The 17,796-nt window shown below is 58.8% G+C and carries 16 protein-coding genes and 1 pseudogene; 10 read left to right on the top strand and 7 right to left on the bottom strand.

The annotated features are described in order from the left end of the window. Nucleotides 1-376: 376 nt before the first annotated feature. Nucleotides 377-1,279 carry a hypothetical protein gene (locus LPA34_RS21170; protein WP_228981852.1) on the bottom strand — a complete coding sequence of 301 codons (903 nt, stop codon included), beginning with the start codon at nucleotides 1,277-1,279 and terminating at the stop codon, nucleotides 377-379. A gap of 253 nt (nucleotides 1,280-1,532) precedes the next feature. On the opposite strand from LPA34_RS21170, the pseudogene LPA34_RS21165 reads away from it, so the two are divergent. The 10 genes and pseudogenes from LPA34_RS21165 to LPA34_RS21120 all read left to right on the top strand — a co-directional run bounded on the left by LPA34_RS21165 (nucleotide 1,533) and on the right by LPA34_RS21120 (nucleotide 13,057). Continuing rightward, nucleotides 1,533-2,266, top strand: a pseudogene (locus LPA34_RS21165) (type IV toxin-antitoxin system AbiEi family antitoxin domain-containing protein). 547 nt (nucleotides 2,267-2,813) lie between these two features. Continuing rightward, complete coding sequence (locus LPA34_RS21160; RefSeq protein ID WP_228981850.1) at nucleotides 2,814-3,425, top strand: DDE-type integrase/transposase/recombinase; 612 nt, start codon at nucleotides 2,814-2,816, stop codon at nucleotides 3,423-3,425. A 124-nt stretch (nucleotides 3,426-3,549) separates the two neighbouring features. Continuing rightward, nucleotides 3,550-4,236: a hypothetical protein gene (locus tag LPA34_RS21155; RefSeq protein WP_228981847.1), complete on the top strand. Its 687-nt coding sequence runs from the start codon at nucleotides 3,550-3,552 to the stop codon at nucleotides 4,234-4,236. A 10-nt stretch (nucleotides 4,237-4,246) separates the two neighbouring features. Then, nucleotides 4,247-6,259 carry a Mu transposase C-terminal domain-containing protein gene (locus tag LPA34_RS21150; RefSeq protein WP_228981844.1) on the top strand — a complete coding sequence of 671 codons (2,013 nt, stop codon included), beginning with the start codon at nucleotides 4,247-4,249 and terminating at the stop codon, nucleotides 6,257-6,259. A gap of 26 nt (nucleotides 6,260-6,285) precedes the next feature. After that, nucleotides 6,286-7,308, top strand: a complete 1,023-nt coding sequence (locus tag LPA34_RS21145; RefSeq protein ID WP_228981842.1) for a TniB family NTP-binding protein — start codon at nucleotides 6,286-6,288, stop codon at nucleotides 7,306-7,308. Beyond that, nucleotides 7,308-9,590, top strand: coding sequence for a TniQ family protein (locus tag LPA34_RS21140; RefSeq protein WP_228981840.1), 2,283 nt, complete (start codon nucleotides 7,308-7,310; stop codon nucleotides 9,588-9,590). Before LPA34_RS21145 ends, LPA34_RS21140 begins: the two co-directional genes overlap by 1 nt. 344 nt (nucleotides 9,591-9,934) lie before the next feature. Continuing rightward, on the top strand, nucleotides 9,935-10,213 hold the full coding sequence (locus tag LPA34_RS21135; RefSeq protein ID WP_228981839.1) for a hypothetical protein: 279 nt from the start codon (nucleotides 9,935-9,937) through the stop codon (nucleotides 10,211-10,213). Nucleotides 10,214-10,350: 137 nt separating this feature from the next. Further along, nucleotides 10,351-11,145 (top strand): DeoR/GlpR family DNA-binding transcription regulator, encoded by a 795-nt coding sequence (locus LPA34_RS21130; RefSeq protein WP_228981838.1) that lies wholly within the window; start codon nucleotides 10,351-10,353, stop codon nucleotides 11,143-11,145. Continuing rightward, nucleotides 11,142-12,302 carry an MFS transporter gene (locus LPA34_RS21125; protein ID WP_228981836.1) on the top strand — a complete coding sequence of 387 codons (1,161 nt, stop codon included), beginning with the start codon at nucleotides 11,142-11,144 and terminating at the stop codon, nucleotides 12,300-12,302. The genes LPA34_RS21130 and LPA34_RS21125 overlap by 4 nt, the downstream gene beginning before the upstream one ends. Nucleotides 12,303-12,544: 242 nt before the next feature. Then, a complete protein-coding gene (locus LPA34_RS21120) occupies nucleotides 12,545-13,057 on the top strand; it encodes an arsenate reductase ArsC (RefSeq protein WP_267478875.1) in 513 nt (170 codons plus the stop codon). A 50-nt stretch (nucleotides 13,058-13,107) separates the two neighbouring features. On the opposite strand, the gene LPA34_RS21115 is transcribed toward LPA34_RS21120, so the two are convergent. From LPA34_RS21115 to LPA34_RS21090, 6 genes are all read right to left on the bottom strand, one after another. After that, complete coding sequence (locus tag LPA34_RS21115; RefSeq protein WP_228981832.1) at nucleotides 13,108-13,503, bottom strand: PIN domain-containing protein; 396 nt, start codon at nucleotides 13,501-13,503, stop codon at nucleotides 13,108-13,110. Further along, entirely contained in the window at nucleotides 13,503-13,745 is a 243-nt protein-coding gene (locus tag LPA34_RS21110; protein WP_228981830.1) for an AbrB/MazE/SpoVT family DNA-binding domain-containing protein, read from the bottom strand. The genes LPA34_RS21115 and LPA34_RS21110 overlap by 1 nt, the downstream gene beginning before the upstream one ends. A 428-nt stretch (nucleotides 13,746-14,173) precedes the next feature. Then, the gene (locus LPA34_RS21105; RefSeq protein ID WP_228981829.1) at nucleotides 14,174-14,656 is read right to left on the bottom strand and encodes an OsmC family protein; all 483 of its coding nucleotides are present in this window, start codon (nucleotides 14,654-14,656) and stop codon (nucleotides 14,174-14,176) included. 43 nt (nucleotides 14,657-14,699) lie between these two features. Then, nucleotides 14,700-15,632: a 2-hydroxyacid dehydrogenase gene (locus tag LPA34_RS21100; RefSeq protein ID WP_228981826.1), complete on the bottom strand. Its 933-nt coding sequence runs from the start codon at nucleotides 15,630-15,632 to the stop codon at nucleotides 14,700-14,702. Between the two features lie 353 nt (nucleotides 15,633-15,985). Further along, on the bottom strand, nucleotides 15,986-17,113 hold the full coding sequence (locus LPA34_RS21095; RefSeq protein WP_228981824.1) for a hybrid sensor histidine kinase/response regulator: 1,128 nt from the start codon (nucleotides 17,111-17,113) through the stop codon (nucleotides 15,986-15,988). Between the two features lie 16 nt (nucleotides 17,114-17,129). Further along, complete coding sequence (locus LPA34_RS21090) at nucleotides 17,130-17,687, bottom strand: chemotaxis protein CheB (RefSeq protein ID WP_407672509.1); 558 nt, start codon at nucleotides 17,685-17,687, stop codon at nucleotides 17,130-17,132. Nucleotides 17,688-17,796 lie beyond the last annotated feature (109 nt).

Below are 17,796 nucleotides of genomic sequence, written 5' to 3'. Positions count from 1 at the left end.
AAGTGGTCCCCACTACTCGAAGTGATGGACATCACTTTGGACACTCTCAACGTCGATGTCGATACGGCCTTCAAATGACGCTTACGCTTTACGCGTCAGCTCGGCAACGCGGCGATCGTCGGGCCATCCCTTGCCAAGAAGCTCGTCACGGAATCCGATCGCTGCTGTTGTCGGCAGTTCATGCTCAGGATGATTTGTCATGGACAAACTCCAAAGGACCGTTCACCTGTGGTCACCCAAAGGGCGAAGTCGACGTTGTAGCTGGTCATATCGCCTCAGTCTGGCAGATCGCTGATCTGGCGTGGACGCTGTACGACCGTTCAAACGTACGCCCTTGACCGCGACGGCACGTGTTTCGCCCGTGCCAGATTCGTCACTACATGCTCGCGTGGGCAGTAGGTGCAGCGTGCGCCTGCGGCGTATTCGCCGGTACCGGGCCCGTTGCACCGGAAGTCACGTGGAATGCGTCACCGACTTTGTCGGCGAAGTCATGCCAGCCAGTCACGATCGTCACAATACCGCTGAACGCGAGCACCGCGGCAACGGGCCACCACGCCAGAAACTCGCCAACAGCCTTTCCAATGAAGCTGGGCCGGGCGGCCATCGCCTTTTCCTTTGAGCGGTAGCGGTCGCGACGGCGCAACAGCCCGACGCGCCACCGGTCCCACCACGATCCGCCGTCGAACACGCTGGACACACGCCAGTACCGGAATGCATCAACCAGTGCCGCGTCGATCACGCGTCGTGTGACGTCGGTCGGCCCTTCGAACACGCGCCAGACGATCAGATCTTCCTTTTGATGCATGAACTCCGACTCGAACGGATATAGCAACACGGCGACGCTGCCCGTCACCGACTGGGAAAAGACCAGGGCCGCGCCGTCCTCAGTTGCCATCGCGCCTGGATTGCGCAATGACGAACCGACAGGATGGACACCTGCCCACAGTGAAACCGTCCGATGATCGCTGTCTTTCCGGACATAAAGGCTTTCCCAGAATTCGCGGCGCGCACGGCGGCATACCGCCGCGAAGCGTTGCTCAAGCTGCGGCGCCACAATGAGCTGCCAGTTCATCATCCGGTACCGACGCAGTGTGACGCCGCGCCGGGGAAATAGCGCAACGCTCCGGTTCAGCAGCCAATTCAGCACCATGGCACAGCACTCGGTGACGCCGCGGTTAGCGGAATGCAATGTCAAGCAACCCCCGATGAGTATGGTCGTAAGCGAGCCGCGTTCGTTTCTGCGGCTCTCGTGGAACGCTATTTGAAAGAATTTGTGCAACGCGAAGCGCCCTCCCGCAGATTTTACGCATTAAACGCCACGCCGCTCATTACCCTCCTGCCAGAAAGACCGGCGTTTCCGGTAGTTTCCCCGATCGCTCCGCAAACAACCGTGAAGCGAACATCCCTGGCGCCCAAGATACGGAACGCCTGACTGCATGATTCCTCAAATCGTCATGTTGCGTTAAACATTTGCAGATAATCAAATAATAACGTATATACTGCGACCAGGTAACGCAAAACGGCCGGAGACGATGCGCAACAAAACAGTCCAGCAATTAATGCAGGAGAGTCGGCGCGGCCATCCTGTCGGTTCCGGCATGCTCAGGAACGTGGGGATCAGTGCTGCGCTCGCGTCGCACATGGTCAAATCCGGCTGTCTGCAACGGCTCTCGCAGGGCGCATACCTTTTGACCGGGGACGCGCCGACCAGGGACGGTTCGATCGCGTATCTGAGTCGACGCATCGCCGGTCTTCACGTTGGCAGAAAAACTGCGCTTTCGTGGCAAGGCGTCCGTCACAACATCGCGTTTCACGAGAAGGTCGTGCTACGGGGCCAGGAGACCTACCGAATCCCCTCGTGGGTGGACCAGCACCTGAGCTACTCATTTCAGACCACGGCCCTGTTCGACGACGATCTGCCTTACGAAAAGGGCCTCAAGCCGCTCCCTGCTGGCGACCCGGAGGTCAAGGTGTCGGTACCGGAGCGGGCCATCCTGGAACTCGCCATCGACATTGGCAAAGGACAGAGTCGCTTGAGCAAGCGAGCAACCTGATGATGAGCCTGCGCAACCTGCGCCCCGACGTGCTGGACGAATTTCTGAGCCACTGCCACCGGGTGAAGGTGGTCAGGCTCGTGCGCGACCTCGGCCTTGAAGCGGACTTTTCGTGGGCTCGGGGACTTCAGAAGCATGTAGACCGGCTCGGTGCAGGGAGAAGATGGTCGAATCAGACAAGAAACGGACGGCTAACTCTTAAACCGGAATGAATGTAAATTCCGTCCGGTTGATGCTGGCATTGCGCCGTTTATGGATTCGATCCCGTGCATTGGGGAATACATCCCACAGATCCCGCGCATGTGAGTGTGGCGGTTACGTTCACCATCGCTCTGTCACTTGCCTACCTATGTCGAGCGCCGTGCCAAATTGTGAAGACCTGGAGACAGCTGAGAATATCCCGGCTTCCAATCGCCCCAAAATACTTTAAATTTGAAACATGTGCCACGTTTAAACATTTCCCGGCGAGGCGCCATGAAGTCTTTTCTCAGCGCGAATAGGCAGAAATTAACACGATTCATTTTTAACATTTACAGATAATTCCAAGAGAATCGAAATACCGAAAATCTGTATTTATTGCAATAAGTTCTAACTCTAGATATATTTAACGTAACTACACTGATTGACCCCCGGTCCTGTCGGTAAACATTGAAATTCTGGCGGACAATCGCGCGCCGCCATGGATCGATGACGTTCATTACGTAGGTGAGGAAGTCTGCCAAAGATTCCTTTCTTGACGGGCCTTAGGAGAACTTATCTATGCTCATCGTGAATCGTCTGCGACGTGACAAGAGACGCTCCACACTGAACCGCAACCCGCTGCATCGGCCCTTGGGCCAAAACAATCTGCTGCAGTGGCGTTGTCTCGCGGATAAGGCACCAGGCCATCGGCATGAGGGCAAGGTCATTACGCCGGGTCCGAACCTGCGTTGGGAATCAGAAAGACTGGAATTGCGTTGTGATAATGGGGAAGTCGTCTGTGTGATGTTCGCCATCGACACCTATTCCCACCAAATCATTGGATGGACGGCGAGCACGGCCGGTTTTACATGGGATTCGCCGCGAAACCTTATGCTCATGTGTGTAAAGCGGCAGTTTGGGCAGCATCGAACGCCGCATGCAGTCGAATGGCTCTCGGACAACGGGCGTGCCAACACTTCAAACGAGACAGTCGCCTTCGCGATCGGACTTGGTCTGCTGCCGGGCTTCGCACCATTTCGCCGTACCGCATCCACAGGCGTGGCGGAGTCGTTCGCGAGGACGTTTCTGGCTGACTACTTCTACGCTTATGGCCGGCGCGACGCAGTAACCGTCCTCGGCCTGCTCGACAGCTGGTTCGAAGACTACGAGGCACGCCCGCGCAAAGCGTGAAAATGCGGTCATCGCACGAATTCATCCGCGCACCGATAGCGGTGGCCTGCTCGATCGAACAGCGTCATTTCCAGTAACAGCTTCGATATCAGATTCGACGAACTCCCCTCGTTCAGGGCCCGGCATGCAAACACCCATCCGCGCTTCCGGAGACCGGATTGTCGCCATCCTTCACCCTGCCAATGGCCAGTTACGCGCCAAAACCATCGTCAGCCGATCCAACGCGAAGCCATCCGGGAAATATCCGTCATGGAAGATGGGAAGGATGATGCAGTGGGGAAAAAGCAGCGAGCTAAACGCGTTCCGCTTGCTTGACGCAGAACCGAGAGTTCTCGCCTTCAGAGAATATCCTTTGGCGATCCAACTCATCTGTAACGACCAGGCGTTCAAGCATTATCCAGAAATACAGGTCGATCTAAGGTCGGGACGCGAGCTTTGGCGCGTATGCACCGCAGAACAGGCAGCCTCTCCTGACGAAGCTGCCTTGACTTCCCTACTGAAGGCCCAGCTCCCGCCCTATGGCTATACCTACCGCATCGTTACCTCGGAATTCCTTGCCCTGGAACCTCGTCTATCAATCGCACTTTCGCTGCTGCGCTACGGGCGCAAGACCATCACGTTGACGGAACGCGAGCATCTTCAGCGCATCCTCGAAAAAACGGGTTATATACACTGGGGTACAGCGGATGCCGGCATACTTGGTCCACGCAGCCGCGCGATCATCGCCCGGCTCGCGCTTGAAGGCATGCTTAGCGTCCCCTACGACGCCCCCCTGAATCCGCAAGCCACTTTCACGGCGAATCTTCCATAAGGACTACCTAATGGGTACATCCAGCTTTCGCGCAGGGGTACATATCAGGATTGATGGCATCGAGGGGACTCTATTTCGAAAGCTCGACGACGAAACGTGGCAAATTGAGGACAAACACACAAGGCGAATCCGTGAATACAGGCAAGGTGACCTTCTCGCGCTCTACCAGTCCGGAAAGCTTGTGTTTTCCGTCCGACCTGAAGGCAATTTTCGCCGCCCCTATCTCCCTGAGGCTCACGCTGACAAGGCAGCATGGGATATCGCGAAAATTCGGCGCCAATATGTTCTCGCCGTAATGGATATGCCAAGCCTGGGACAACAGACTAAGGATGTGATACATCGGACGTGGGAAAAACTGAAAAACAAGCCGACGAAATGTCCATCGGAGATAACCGTTTGGCGCTGGAAGGTCCGGTACCTTAAAGCTGGTCGGGATATCCGTGCGCTGCTTCCGGCCAAGGCACTCAGAGGGAACAGGAAGGAACGTTACCCGGACGAAGTTCTCGCCTCCGTCGCAGAATCTATTGAAGACATCTATCTGACCCAGGAGAGGAATACAATCCAGGACACGCTTGACGAAGCAGAGCATCGGGTTAGAAAAGAGAACAAGCTTCGACCGAGTTCTCAACAACTGCCCTTGCCGACGTTCAATCTCGTTGAACGTACGATCGCCAGGATTCCCGAGTTCGACCGTTATGTGGCCCGTTATGGTCGTACTGCCGCGGAAAAACGCTTCCGGGCAGTCCTGCATCATCACGTGACCGACGCTCCCCTGGATCGCGCACAGATTGACCATACGCCGCTTGATCTGATTGTGATTGACGACGAGTCGCTGCTCCCGCTGGGACGACCGTATGTCACAGCGTGTCTGGACTGTGCCACACGTTGTGTACTCGGCTTGCATATCAGCTTCGATCCCCCTAGCCACCTAACCGTGGCCCGCTGTCTCCAGCATGCATTCATGCCGAAAACGTCGCTTCTTAAATCATACCCAGAAGTCAAGAATGCATGGATGGCCCACGGTGTTATGAGCGGGTTAGATGTAGACAATGGCCTCGAATTTCATAGCGACAGCTTCGAAAACGGATGCTACTCGCTGGGTATTGAAATTCACTATTCACCACGCAAAAAGGCGTGGTTCAAGGGAATGATCGAGCGATTCCTCAAGACATTCAATGAGAACGTTTCCCACGGGATTCCGGGAACGACGTTCAGAAATATTCTCGAAAAGGACGACTACGATCCATCAAAATTCGCGGTTGTGAGGTGGAGCACCCTCAAGAAAATTGCACATATCTGGGTGGTCGATGTGTATCACCAGAAAATACACCGTTCGCTGGGCGTACCACCCGCGCTCAAGTGGGCTTCCGGCATCCGTCAGGAAGACATCCCGCTTCCCGACGACCCAAAGTCACTCAACTTCATCTTTGGAAAGTGCGAGGAGCGGACCTTAACTCACAAAGGAATCGAACTTCACGGCGGTCTCTTCTACAACTCGGTGGAACTGACCTACCTGCGACGAAGGCTCGGCGACAGTCTCCGTGTAGAAGTGCGCGTCGACACCTCAGATCTCGGACATATTGTCATACTCGCACCCGACAAGGCTGAAATGTATGACGTACCTTGTCTCCGCCTCGACTACGCGGCTTCGCTGTCGCTCTATCAACATAAGATTTGCAAGCGATTCGCCAACAGGCACCTGGGCAACTACTCTCCGGAAGGATGGCTGGATGCGAAATCTCAAATCCGTAAGATCGTAGAGGAAGAAATCTTCCTTAAAAAACGGCGAACGCGCTCGAAGGCGGCACGTTTCAGAAATATGGATGCTACCGAGCCGTCCACTGCTGAAAGCGTTCCGCTGACACCAGCCCTTCCAGTTTCCTCAAGCAGTGCCGCTGACGACTTTAATAGATCTCTTCAGGATGACGTTGCCCCCACTCCAGATAGGCACCCGACATCAGACTCCAACGCGTCGCCACGGCGAATTACCCCAAGGTACCGTGACGGCGGACCGTCAGAATGAACCTACGACTACCCCCGGAGAAAAATATGAACAAACAAAAGCCACCCGTAACCCTGATCGAAGACACGCTGGTACCACATCAGCCGTTTGAAAACGCGACGAGTCGTCTCGAACAATGCTTCGCATTTTCACACAGTAAGAGGGAGCCAATATGTATTGCGGTCGTGGGCGAATCGCGCACCGGAAAAAGCCGTGTCCTTGCAGAGTTTTCCGCCGCGCATCCGATCATACGTAGTGAGGAGGGACTCGACATTCCGATCCTCTGTGTCACTGCTCCGTCCAAACCAACGGTGAAAGGTCTGGCCGAAACGATGCTCGAAGCCATGCAGGATCAAACATTGAAGAGTGGAACGGAAAATGAGAAAACGCGGAGACTGGTTCGCTTGATGAAGGAATGCGGCACATTAATGATCATCATCGACGAATTCCAACACTTCGTCGACAAAGCTTCAGATAGAGTAATTTACGATTCCGCAGACTGGCTAAAGACGCTGGTCGACAAATTGCGTTGTGTGCTGGTCGTCGCAGGTTTACCCTCGTCCGTTGGAATCCTAACCCAGAACGAGCAGTTTCAAGGGCGTTTCTATGCCCCGGTTCATATGCCGAGATTTGATTGGAAGATTGACTCCAACCGGGATGAATTCATCGCCATTCTCGGTGCGTTTCATGAATCAATGAGCAGATATTTCGATTTACCGAAGCTGGATGATAGAGGCATGGCGTTTCGATGCTACTGTGGTTCCGGCGGCCTCATTGGGTATGTGACGAAGTTCCTGAGGCAGGTCGTCTGGAATGCGATCGATGAAGGCAAGAAGACGATCACGCTGGCCGATCTTGCCACTGCGCAAGATCAGGCAATATGGGCAGAAGCGGGTCGCACCGATCTGTTGAATCCGTTTTCACGGTCGTTCAGCCCCACTCCAAACGAGCATCTTCTATTAGCTGCCCATACTATTGGGAAATCCGTTGAACCGCCTCCAAAGAGCAGAAGAGGACGAACTGGACGCTCCAGGCGCATGACGAGCCGCGAAGTACTGAACGCCACCTGATGCTCGTACGTACGCCTTTTCACGCGTCAACCGAAAGCCTGCTCGGCTATGCGCTGCGCGTGTCCGAGACAAATGGATATGAAACGCCGTGGCATATCCTCAAGCTCGCCGGAATTAGGCCATCGGCAATGACGAATGCCGGTTTCCCTGTGGCGAAACTTGCCGCCATTCTAGGCCGGCGTCCAGAAGCGCTTCGCAGCATCGCGTATACGATGCCTTCCGGTCGCCATTCGAACTTCGTAATCCTTGAGCATCAGCTTGGTGGCAGCCTCAATACCAGCCCTTTCAGACTACAACGTCCTGCGCTGTGTTCGGAATGCGTATCTGATCGAGGATACATAGAAGCCTTCTTTGATCTGAATCTCGCTGTTGCCTGCCCCGTGCATGGGCGGGAGTTGCTGTCTCAATGTGAGCACTGCGGGAATCGACTGACACATTTTCGTCCCGGATTGCTCATCTGCAGATGTGGCGCATCTTTGACGGAACAGATCCGACCTACCGTAGGTGAGCGGATCATTGCACTAATGGCCGTTCTGAAGGCCACTCTCGAGCGCGTCGAACTCCCATCAACCGCGCCATTCGCAGGCTTCCCGACAGACCACCTGCTAGGTATGCCGCTGCGCTCATTGCTGACACACCTTCCAAAATTCGGCCGCTTCAATCGCGCGACTTATGCGGCGGATTCATTGGAGTTTATTGATGGCGTCGCTGAGGCCCTTGAGGATTGGCCTCATGGCTTCCATCGGTTTCTCGACCTACACGGTCAAAGCAAGGAGGCCCCCTCATTTCATAAGCGCTTCGAGCAGTTCTCTGAACTGTTCTTCGGCACACCAGAAACACGCATGAAATTTAACTGGCTGCATTCCGAGTTTATCCAGTTCGGACTGACACACGAAAAGCGATCGTACGTAGATCCGAGGGCCATACCTGATCGCTCCCATGAGCGCAGGCGCATCCCGTTGAGAGAGTTTTCACGACGCACCGGCCACGACATACGCTCGCTTGAAGCATGGCATCAGAGAGGGTCTCTGGATATCATCAGTGTAGGAGCCGGGACGAACCGGCGGTACATTGTCGATACTGAATCGATTACTTTGCCGCCTCGACCTCAAAGAAATGAGATTCTCGGAGAGCGCCAGGCAGCCGCCTGGCTAGGAATGCCAGTGAGTGTCCTCGAGCGCTTACGGGACCTGGGCCAGTTCCCTATGCGTCATCATCTTTCATTCCGATATGGTTATCATCGGGCAGATCTGATGGCGCTCAGGAGCCGCCTGACCGATCGTAGCCCGCCAATCGCCCAGGCGGCTTTACCCGATCAGGCGATCAGCCTGAGTCAGATGCTGCGCACGTTACGGCTCCATAGCGTGGAACATAAGGCGCAACTCCTCATCGGCTACCTGAACGGAGAGCTGTCGTCTTTGGGCAGAACAGGTGACACCCTAGGTGAAATCTTCTTTGACAGGGAGCGAGTCACGACGCTCGCCGAAGCAAGCCGCGCTGTCATTGCCAAAGGCGCACTTACGCAGCGGCAGGCCGCTCAGGCGATTGGATGCGACGTCCAGGTGATAAGCGGCTTGCTCTATGAAAAATACCTGAAGAACGTAACCAGAGATAAGTCTGTCCGTATTGACGCAGATTCGGTCGAGCAGTTCGCCCATAGCTACGTACCGCTAGCTAGGTGCGCTGCCGACTGGGCGACGAGTTCGCCCCGTCTGAAACAGATCTGCCGTCAATCACGAATCAAAGTACTCGAAATTTCACATTACGAGAACGGCAAATCTCCCTTTATCAAACGCCGCGACACTCAGCTTCTGCATGAAGCATTCAACGACGACAACCGCGCCAGATCTGCTGAGGCGCCAAAAGCGACGAAACCAAACCCCGTCGACCAACTCCGCGCATATCTTCAGAATCTCATAGACACCGATCAGCCTCTGCCGTGGCGAGGCGGACTTCCTAACAAAATGGCAGTCGCGAGAGCGTGCGGCTTTGATCGCGACGTGTTCTACACCAATCCGGAAGCAATCGAACTCCTTTCCGATTTTGTGTGCGAGGAAAGTCATCGACGAATAGCCGCGGGCGACTTCGCCGATCGCCCCATAGCCCGATTGCGGGGCTACCTGGAACGGTTGAAACAAAGCGGCGAGTCGCTTCCCACAACTTGCGGAAGGCCAAACAAGAGCGTCATCGCCGGGAACGCCGGCGTCGACCGTGACCTCTTTTACCGCAGCAGTGAAGCAGCGAGGATGCTCGAGGATTTCGTGAACCCGGCCCAGCGGTAAGCAGTCTCGATTCGCCGGCACTATTACGGCGCGGAAAGGCTTGCACCCCGTGCAAGATTCCGAGAAGGGCTTGGTGACCGCAAATCACCGCGCTTTGCTGGGCAAGGCTTTGCGCCGGTTTTGGAGGAAATTTCACTTTATGGGGTGGATCTATAGTGGAAATTTCACCTTATGCGCCGGGTTGATTGCAATTTATGATGGATGACAAATTCGTAAGTTATTGAATTTATTGAGATCGTCATTTCATTTTATGGTTCACCCCACATGAATGGCGGTTTTCCCACAGACTGGATTTGCCAGACTGTCATCCTGTTCTCCTGGAAGTGTTGTGTTGGGAGATCGCCATGTCGGTATATGTTGATGAAGCGTTCCGGCCTTGCGTGACGGAGTGCGCAACGGTCGCCTTTCGCGTGTGTTTTGACGATCGCGCGCAGGTTTTCGAAGTGAGCGCCGAAGCGTTGATGACCTGGTGCGGCGCCGCCAGCCGGCGCCGCACCGACCTGCTCGTCGCGTTCGAAGGCGCGCTGTACGAAATCCTCAAGGTCGCGGAATACAAAAAGTCCTTCCAGCCAACCGAACCGGTCAGGCTGGGCCTCGACGAATTCAGGACCGTCCTGCACTAATTGACGCATGCAGCTTCGCGACTGGCTCCATCGGGGCCCGTCGCTTTCGCATTGTCCGTTTTGCTCGTTTACGATATATTTTGCTCGATTGTGATTGATTCATGGATCGGGGCAACCGGGCAAAGCGGAGCAAGAACATGCAGCGAACACGGCAGGATGCGATCGAAGGGCTTCTTCCCGACGAGCGGGAGCGGCTGATTCTGGCGCGGCTTCAGGCGCAGGGCCGGGTACTCGCCGCCGAACTCGCGGCCGAGCTTCAGACTTCCGAGCACACCGTGCGGCGGCATCTGCGCGATCTCGCCAGCGCCGGTCACTGCAAGCGGGTCTATGGCGGCGCCATCCTGATCTCGCCGGCGGGCGTCGCCGCGTCGGTTCGCATGCGCGAAGGCGTCGAGCGCAAGGCGAGCCTCGCGCGGGTCGCGGCGTCGATCGTCCGGCCGAAGCAGATCGTTTTTCTCGACGCGGGGTCGACCAACGTCGCGATCGCGCAGGCACTGCCGGACAACGCGGATCTGACCGTCATCACCAATTCACCGGAAGCCTGCATGCGCATGCAGGAGCGGCCCGGCTTCGACGTGATTCTCATCGGCGGGCGTGTCGGCCGGCGCACCGCAGGCGCGACCGGCGCGACCGCCCTGCTGCAGGTCCAGCAGATCCATGCCGATCTGTGTTTTCTCGGCGCCTGCGCGCTCGACCCGATGGAAGGCATCGCGGCCTTCGAAGCCGGGGAAGCCGAACTCAAACGGGCGATGGTGAAGGCGAGCGGCCAGGTCGCGATCGCGATGACCTCGGAGAAGCTGATGACCGCCGCGCCGTACGTCGTAGCACCTGCATCGGCGGTCGACTTTCTGATCGTCGAGGCAGATCTTCCGGCCGCGCGTATGGCGAGTCTCCAGGCGGCTTTCGATACCGTGATGGTGGCCGCATCATGAAACCCGTCAACGAACGTATTGCGACGCTGGCGGTGTTTCTCGCCAACGGCTTCGGGATTGGCGCGTGGGCCGTCGAAGTCCCGCGCATCAAGGAGAGTCTCGCACTCGGCGATGCCGCGCTCGGCATTGCGCTCTTCGCGTTCGCGCTCGGCGCGATTGTCGCGATGCCGCTCGCCGGCCGGCTCGCGCCGCGCCTTGGCAGCGGCCGCGCGACCGCCTTGCTCGGCGCTGCGTTTGTCGTCGCGCTGCCGCTTCCGGCGCTGATGCCCAACCTCGCGGCGCTGTGTTTCGTGCTCCTTATGCTGGGAGCGGCGAACGGCGCGCTCGATGTATCGATGAACGGACACGCCAGTTCGATCGAAACGCAATGGAGCGCGCCGATCATGTCCTCGTTCCATGCGGCGTGGAGCGCAGGCGGCCTGCTCGGCGCCGCGAGCGGCGGAATGCTTCAGAAGACCGGTGTCGGCGTCGTGGGCGGTCTTGCGCTGCCCGACCTGTTCATCGCTGTGCTCGTGCTGGGCGCCGCCGTGTTCGCGCTGCGCGATGTCGGACCGCGTGCGAGCGCGCCCGCCGGCGGATTTGCGTTGCCTGGCGCCGGCGTCATGAAGCTCTCCGCGCTGGCGTTCCTGTGCATGATGGTCGAGGGTGCGGTGGCCGACTGGAGCGCCGTATTCCTGCGCTCTGAGCTGGCTGGAGAGGCCAGCACGGCCGCGCTCGGGTATTCCGCGTTCGCATTGTCGATGGCGGCCTGCCGGGTGATCGGCGACGTGTCGGTCCACCGTTTCGGGCCGGCGAGAGTGGTCGCGACGGGCGGTCTGATCGCGGCAGCCGGACTCGCACTGGTGCTGGGCATGCCGAACATCCTGACCGCGTGCGCCGGCTTCGCGATGGTCGGCGTGGGGCTGGCCAACATCGTCCCGGTTATTTTCAGCGCGGCGGGACGCTCGACGTCGGCACCAGCCATCGGCGTGTCAATGGCGGCCACGACAGGTTACGCGGGCTTTCTGATCGGGCCGCCGCTGATCGGCTTCGGCGCGGGCGTATTCGGCCTGCGGCTCGCGCTCGGCGTGCTCGTGATCGCCGCGCTGGTGGTCTGCTTCGTCGGTGGCCGGGCCGTGGACGGCACGCGGATCGCGGCCGTTGCGAACCAGCTTTAGCGAGCGGATGCCGGGCACGGGCAGTGCGGCCTCCGGAAGATCGCATCGGGCTCGACGGCAGCCGGCTTCCGGCCGCACCGCGCGTCGCTATCTGACAGAACGTTCGACAGAATTCTCGGCAGGAAGGAAAAGGCCGGATTGACGGCAGAATTATCTCAGGTCATCTTTCTGTCGCCGGCATGTAAAACTGGCCCGGCAGAATCCCGCACATAACCAGAAAATGCGCAAAACGGGGTATGAGGGTGACCATAAAATACAGGGTGCTGTTTCTCTGTCGGGACAACGCGTCCCGCAGCATCATGGCGGAGGCACTGCTACGCGAACTGGCAGGCGACCGGTTCGAGGCATTCAGCGCGGGCGCAACGCCTGCCGCGAAGGTGCACTCGCTGGCTATTGCACAACTGCGGCCAGGCGTGTCCGACCTGGCTGTTCTCAGTCCCAAAAGCTGGCACGAATTCACTGGCGCCTGGGCGCCACGGATGGATCTTGTCATCGCGATGGACGATTGCGTCGATGGATTCCATGCGCCGGCGTTCCCGGGTGAACCGCGCTCGATCCGCTGGAATTTCGCCGATCCGCTCGCGCAGGACATAACGGAATCCGGGCGCTCGCGTGCCTTCGAAAAAGTGTTCTGGCAGATCGTGCGCCGCGTCAGTGTGTTCATGACGTCGCCGCTCGACGCCTCGCCAGCGTCGGGATTTGCGACGACCGCCGCACCGGTCTCCGGCGCGGACGAGATGATGTGCGCGGGTTAGCCCGGCGCGCGCCGCGTTATGCGGCGCGTCGGGTGAAATGCTTTTCCTCTCTACTTGATTAACCGCAAGCCGGCCGACTTGGCTGCTTTCGCGTCGAACGTCGCCGTGTACTCGCAGTGCGCATCGTGGCAAACACGCTCGATCAGGCAGTCCGCGAAATCGGCCTTCGATGAAGTGAAGACGCGAAGGGATTTCCAGACTGTTCCGGCAGCTTCGACGCTCAACTCTTTGGTTCGAAGAAGACCCTCAACCACCTTTGCAATCTGGTCACGATCCGCCGCGTACAAGCTGGAGAGAACCCACACGACTTCGACCAGGGCAACCTGCGTAACGTAACCGGGCTCGTCAGCCGTCAGCGATTCGATCAGCGCAGTCGCCTTCGGCGACTGCGCTGAGTCATCCTGGGCGATGTAGCGGACTAGTACGTTTGTATCGAGTCCAATCATTAAGCACCAGCTCCGCGCGCGGCGATGGCGGCATTCATATCTTCAACGGACACAGGCCTGGCAGGCTTCCCTACAAGTCCCTTGAGTGATTCCACGGATTTTGTCGCGGGCACCAGCTCGTAACGACCAGTGGCATCGTTTAGAACGAATTCGATTCTGTCGCCAGTTCCCAACCCCAAATCGCTCCGAACGCCGACCGGGATCGTGACCTGGCCCTTCGACGTGATTGTCGCGGATGCCATGACATTCCCCTTGATTTAACTATTCCTTACTTTAAGGTAAGGCAAAAAGAAAATCAAGCTCTGGATGCGTTTTTTCATCTCCCTGTCAAACTATATCGGCCGCTCCCGAGGTATTCAACCGTCTCGCCCTCGAAGTTGACCCGTCGTTTGACGCTCAGCTCGAACGCGCTGCCTTTCTGCGTGAAGATAAGTTGCGCAAGCTGACCTCTACACGACGCGCGGCAGATGGCGAAATTTTGCGGGGGCCAGGACTTTGGCGCGTTTGGGTTGACAGGCGTACTCAACACCATGTCAGATCGCAAAGACCGAATTGTCCATGGACACGATCGCTGCACTTCATAAGTGCCAAAAAATCAACAATTCAAAACTATGGTCTCTTTTCGAGTCGAGGCTGACTGCATACGCTCCCGCCGGGACAAAACTGTCAGTCAATGGCCCGCGTTGTACGCCCAGGTTCCCTCGACATCGATCTGCGTCTTGACGGAATTCGCCAGATAGCATGCTTCGTGTGCGGCGTGATGCAACTGATGCAGCATATCGTCGGTGGGCATTTTTTCGCCGGTAAACGTGACGAGCGGTTTCAGCACCACGCGCGTCATGACTTCCTTGCCTTCATCGTTTTTCGCCATCGTGCCTTCTGCTTCATCCCGATACGTGGCGACCGCATATCCCTGTTGTGCCGCGATCGACAGAAACCACAGCATGTGGCAGCTCGACAGCGCGGCCACATAGGCCTCTTCCGGATCGACAGCGGCGGGATCCGAAAACGGCACGCGCACGACATGCGGCGAACTCGACGCAGGTACGACCGCACCGCCGTCGAACGTCCAGCGATGCGCGCGGCTATAGCGATTGTCGGTAAATGTGCTGCCATTACCGTTCCATTCGACGACTGCTGTATGCAATGCCATGTGAGCAATTCCCAAGGTCAGAAAACCGGAGCAACGAAAACGATCAGATCGGCGTGAGTACCGGTTCGCCCGCGAAATGGCGCGTGGCGTTGTCGATGAAATTACGCACCGTCGCCGCAACCGATTCCGGCGAAGTCCCGCCGACGTGCGGCGTCAGCACGACGTTCGGCAATGCGATCAGCGCCTCCGGCGGATGCGGCTCGCCTTCGTAGACATCGAGCCCGGCGCCGGCAATCGCGCCCGCCTTCAGCGCCACCGCCAGCGCGGCCGTATCGACCACGCTTCCGCGCGACACGTTGACAAGAAAGCCCGTCGGCCCGAGCGCATCGAGCACGGTCTTGTCGATCAGATGATGGGTCGACGCGCCGCCCGGCGTCGTCACGACGAAGTAGTCGCTCCATCGCGCGAGCGACAGCACGCTGTCGAAGTAACGGCTCGTCGCGCCTTCACGCGGTTTGCGGTTGTGATAACCGGTTTCGAGATCGAAGCCGGCCGCGCGCCGCGCGACCTTCTCGCCGATGTTGCCGAGACCGACGATGCCAAGCCGCTTGCCGGACACGGTCGGACGCATTGGCAACACGTCGCGCCACACGCCGTCGCGGGTGGCGCGATCGCGCCGCGGCACGTCGCGCACGACCGCGAGCAGCAGCGCGAACGCGTGATCGGCGACGCAGTTGTCGTTGGCCCCCGCGCCGTTCACCGTCACGATGCCGCGTGCGCGCGCATGATCGAGCGCGATGTTTTCGTATCCGGCGCCAAGCGCACTGACGAATTCGAGTTGCCCGAGCCGGTCGATTTCGGCGGCGGTGAGCCCCGTCGTGCCATTGGTCAGCACGGCCCGGATCGCGTCGCCGTGACGGGCGATCGTCTCGGTGCGTTGCATCGGTGTGGGTGCGTGGATGAGATCGAACGATGCGGAGATGTCCGCGAGACTGTCCCCGTCAAGAGGAATCAGGACCAGCAAGGAAGGCTTCATGACCCGGCGGGAATTCTGGTTGAGAAACGCTGGTTGAGAAGGCTGTGGCAGTCGAAGTATATCTGCGTCATCGCATATGGGCATCACCCGCCCTGGCAATGATCTGCACAAAGGTCGCCGACACCGCCGCCGCGTTGCAGGATCTGCTGCGACGCACGGCAGTTCGTGCCGCGCGACTGGACTCGCGCTCGAAGGCGACACTCAACACGAAGCGCCACGCCAGAGGCATCGCCGCCCGGCATCTATTACGACGGTTCGGCGTCCGGTTTTTCTTCCCCCTGCTGCGCCGGAGAGGCTGCCGGCGCTTCGCGCCCGGCTGCGGCAGACGCGTCGATATCGATGCGCCAGCAAAACTAGCGGCCTGTCAACGAGCCGTGTGCTCGTGTCACCGTACGCGGCAACTCGACCGTGAAAACCGTATCGCCCTCTTCGTCTGATCGCACACCGACCTCGCCGCCGTGCATATGGACAATCTCGCGCACGATATGCAGGCCTAGTCCGAGCCCTTCCCGCGGACGGCCGCCCACGCCTTTCGCGCCAAATGCCTTGAACAGATTCGGAAAGATGTCCGCCGGAATAATGCCCTGGTTCGTCACGCTCAGTCCGACCCGACCCGGCGCGGTCACGTCGACCCGCACCGTGATGGCGCCGCCGCGTTCGCCGTGATGCAGCGCGTTGCCGACGAGGTTCGAGATCGCCTGCGACAACAGATCGGCGTCCCAGTTACCCGTCGAGTCACCGTGGCTCGTGAAGGCGATACGCCCACCGCCTTCGCGTGTGGCGAATTCATCGATGATCGATTTGCACAGCATCGCCAGTTCCACCGGACGCGTCTCCAGCTGCAGCCGCCCGCCCTGCAGACGCGCGAGGTTGAGCAACTGATCCACCATGCGCGCCATGCGCAGTGAACTGCTCTTGATGCGGATGGCCGTGCCCGAAACCTGCTCATCGGTTGTCGTGCGCATCAGCAGTTCGGCGGAAGCCAGCACGGCGCCAAGCGGCGTGCGCAAATCGTGGCTCAACACCGCCATCAGCATTTCATTGGCTTCGAGCATCTGCTGCGTCGTCGCCAGCTGTGCAGCGAGCTGCCGCTTCTGTCGTTCGAGCTGGACGAACACATCCGCTTTCGATTGCAGGATGCGCGGATCGAACGGCTTGTAGAGAAAGTCCACCGCGCCCGCTTCATAGCCGCGAAACGTGCGCGACGCATCCTCGGCGGTGGCGGTCAGGAAGATGATCGGCACATGCGAGGTGCGCGGACTGCCGCGCATCAAGGCGGCCAGTTCGAAGCCGTTCATGCCGGGCATGTTGACGTCGAGAATCGCCAGCGCGACGTCGTGCTTGAGCAGCAGATCGAGCGCGGCGGTGCCCGAATCCGCCACCAGCAGGATCACCTCCGGGCTCGCGAGCGAGGCCTCGAGCGCGGTGAGATTGTGCGCGACGTCGTCGACGATCAGGATGTTGACAGGTAGATTCGCCATGGCAGCGGGTCGATAGTCAGTGAACGGCCGGCAGTCTGGCGAGACGCCGGGCCATGATTGGCGGGGAAAGCACTTCATCCACCACGCCGCGTTCGATCGCGGCGCGCGGCATTTCGGGCGACGCCGCGGTTTCCGGCGTTTGTACCCAGGCGAGACCGCCCATTGCGCGCACCGTCGCGAGACCGTGCACGCCGTCGTCGTTGGCCCCGGACAACAGGATGCCGAGCAGGCGCTCCCGGTACACCCACGCAGCGGATTCGAACAGCACATCGATCGAGGGCCGCGAATGGCGCACGGCTGCTTCGGTCGACAGGGCCACGGTGCGGTCATTCTCGACCAGCATGTGATAGCCCGGCGGCGCGACATGGATGCGGCCGGCGAGAATCCGCTCGCCGGCGTCGGGCTCGATCACCGGCAACGCGCTGCGATAGCTGAACGTCTGCACGAGATAGCTGGGCACATCGGGCACCAGGTGCATCACGATCATCACGGCGGGCGCGAAGCTGCCGGGCAGCGCGGCGAGCAGTTCCCTCAACACCTCGACGCCGCCCGCCGACGCGCCGATCGCCACCATGTCGAAGGTGTGCGAACGCGTCGATGCAACCTGTCGTCCGGAAGATTGACGATTGGCGTACATGGGACTTCCGTCAACCAACTGGGAATGCTGGCATGGTCGTGGCACC

Source organism: Paraburkholderia gardini, from assembly GCF_907164575.1.
In the GTDB taxonomy this organism is placed as follows: Bacteria; Pseudomonadota; Gammaproteobacteria; order Burkholderiales; family Burkholderiaceae; genus Paraburkholderia; species Paraburkholderia gardini.
The sequence above is the reverse complement of the archived record's forward strand: the minus strand, read 5'-3'. Positions and strand labels throughout refer to the sequence as shown.

Coding starts and splice junctions, on each gene's coding strand:
- LPA34_RS21160 (WP_228981850.1), top strand. CDS start 2,814: ATGCTCATCGTGAATCGTCTGCGACGTGACAAGAGACGCTCCACACTG.
- LPA34_RS21155 (WP_228981847.1), top strand. CDS start 3,550: ATGCAAACACCCATCCGCGCTTCCGGAGACCGGATTGTCGCCATCCTT.
- LPA34_RS21150 (WP_228981844.1), top strand. CDS start 4,247: ATGGGTACATCCAGCTTTCGCGCAGGGGTACATATCAGGATTGATGGC.
- LPA34_RS21145 (WP_228981842.1), top strand. CDS start 6,286: ATGAACAAACAAAAGCCACCCGTAACCCTGATCGAAGACACGCTGGTA.
- LPA34_RS21140 (WP_228981840.1), top strand. CDS start 7,308: ATGCTCGTACGTACGCCTTTTCACGCGTCAACCGAAAGCCTGCTCGGC.
- LPA34_RS21135 (WP_228981839.1), top strand. CDS start 9,935: ATGTCGGTATATGTTGATGAAGCGTTCCGGCCTTGCGTGACGGAGTGC.
- LPA34_RS21130 (WP_228981838.1), top strand. CDS start 10,351: ATGCAGCGAACACGGCAGGATGCGATCGAAGGGCTTCTTCCCGACGAG.
- LPA34_RS21125 (WP_228981836.1), top strand. CDS start 11,142: ATGAAACCCGTCAACGAACGTATTGCGACGCTGGCGGTGTTTCTCGCC.
- LPA34_RS21115 (WP_228981832.1), bottom strand. CDS start 13,503: ATGATTGGACTCGATACAAACGTACTAGTCCGCTACATCGCCCAGGAT.
- LPA34_RS21110 (WP_228981830.1), bottom strand. CDS start 13,745: ATGGCATCCGCGACAATCACGTCGAAGGGCCAGGTCACGATCCCGGTC.
- LPA34_RS21105 (WP_228981829.1), bottom strand. CDS start 14,656: ATGGCATTGCATACAGCAGTCGTCGAATGGAACGGTAATGGCAGCACA.
- LPA34_RS21100 (WP_228981826.1), bottom strand. CDS start 15,632: ATGAAGCCTTCCTTGCTGGTCCTGATTCCTCTTGACGGGGACAGTCTC.
- LPA34_RS21095 (WP_228981824.1), bottom strand. CDS start 17,113: ATGGCGAATCTACCTGTCAACATCCTGATCGTCGACGACGTCGCGCAC.
- LPA34_RS21090 (WP_407672509.1), bottom strand. CDS start 17,687: ATGGTGGCGATCGGCGCGTCGGCGGGCGGCGTCGAGGTGTTGAGGGAA.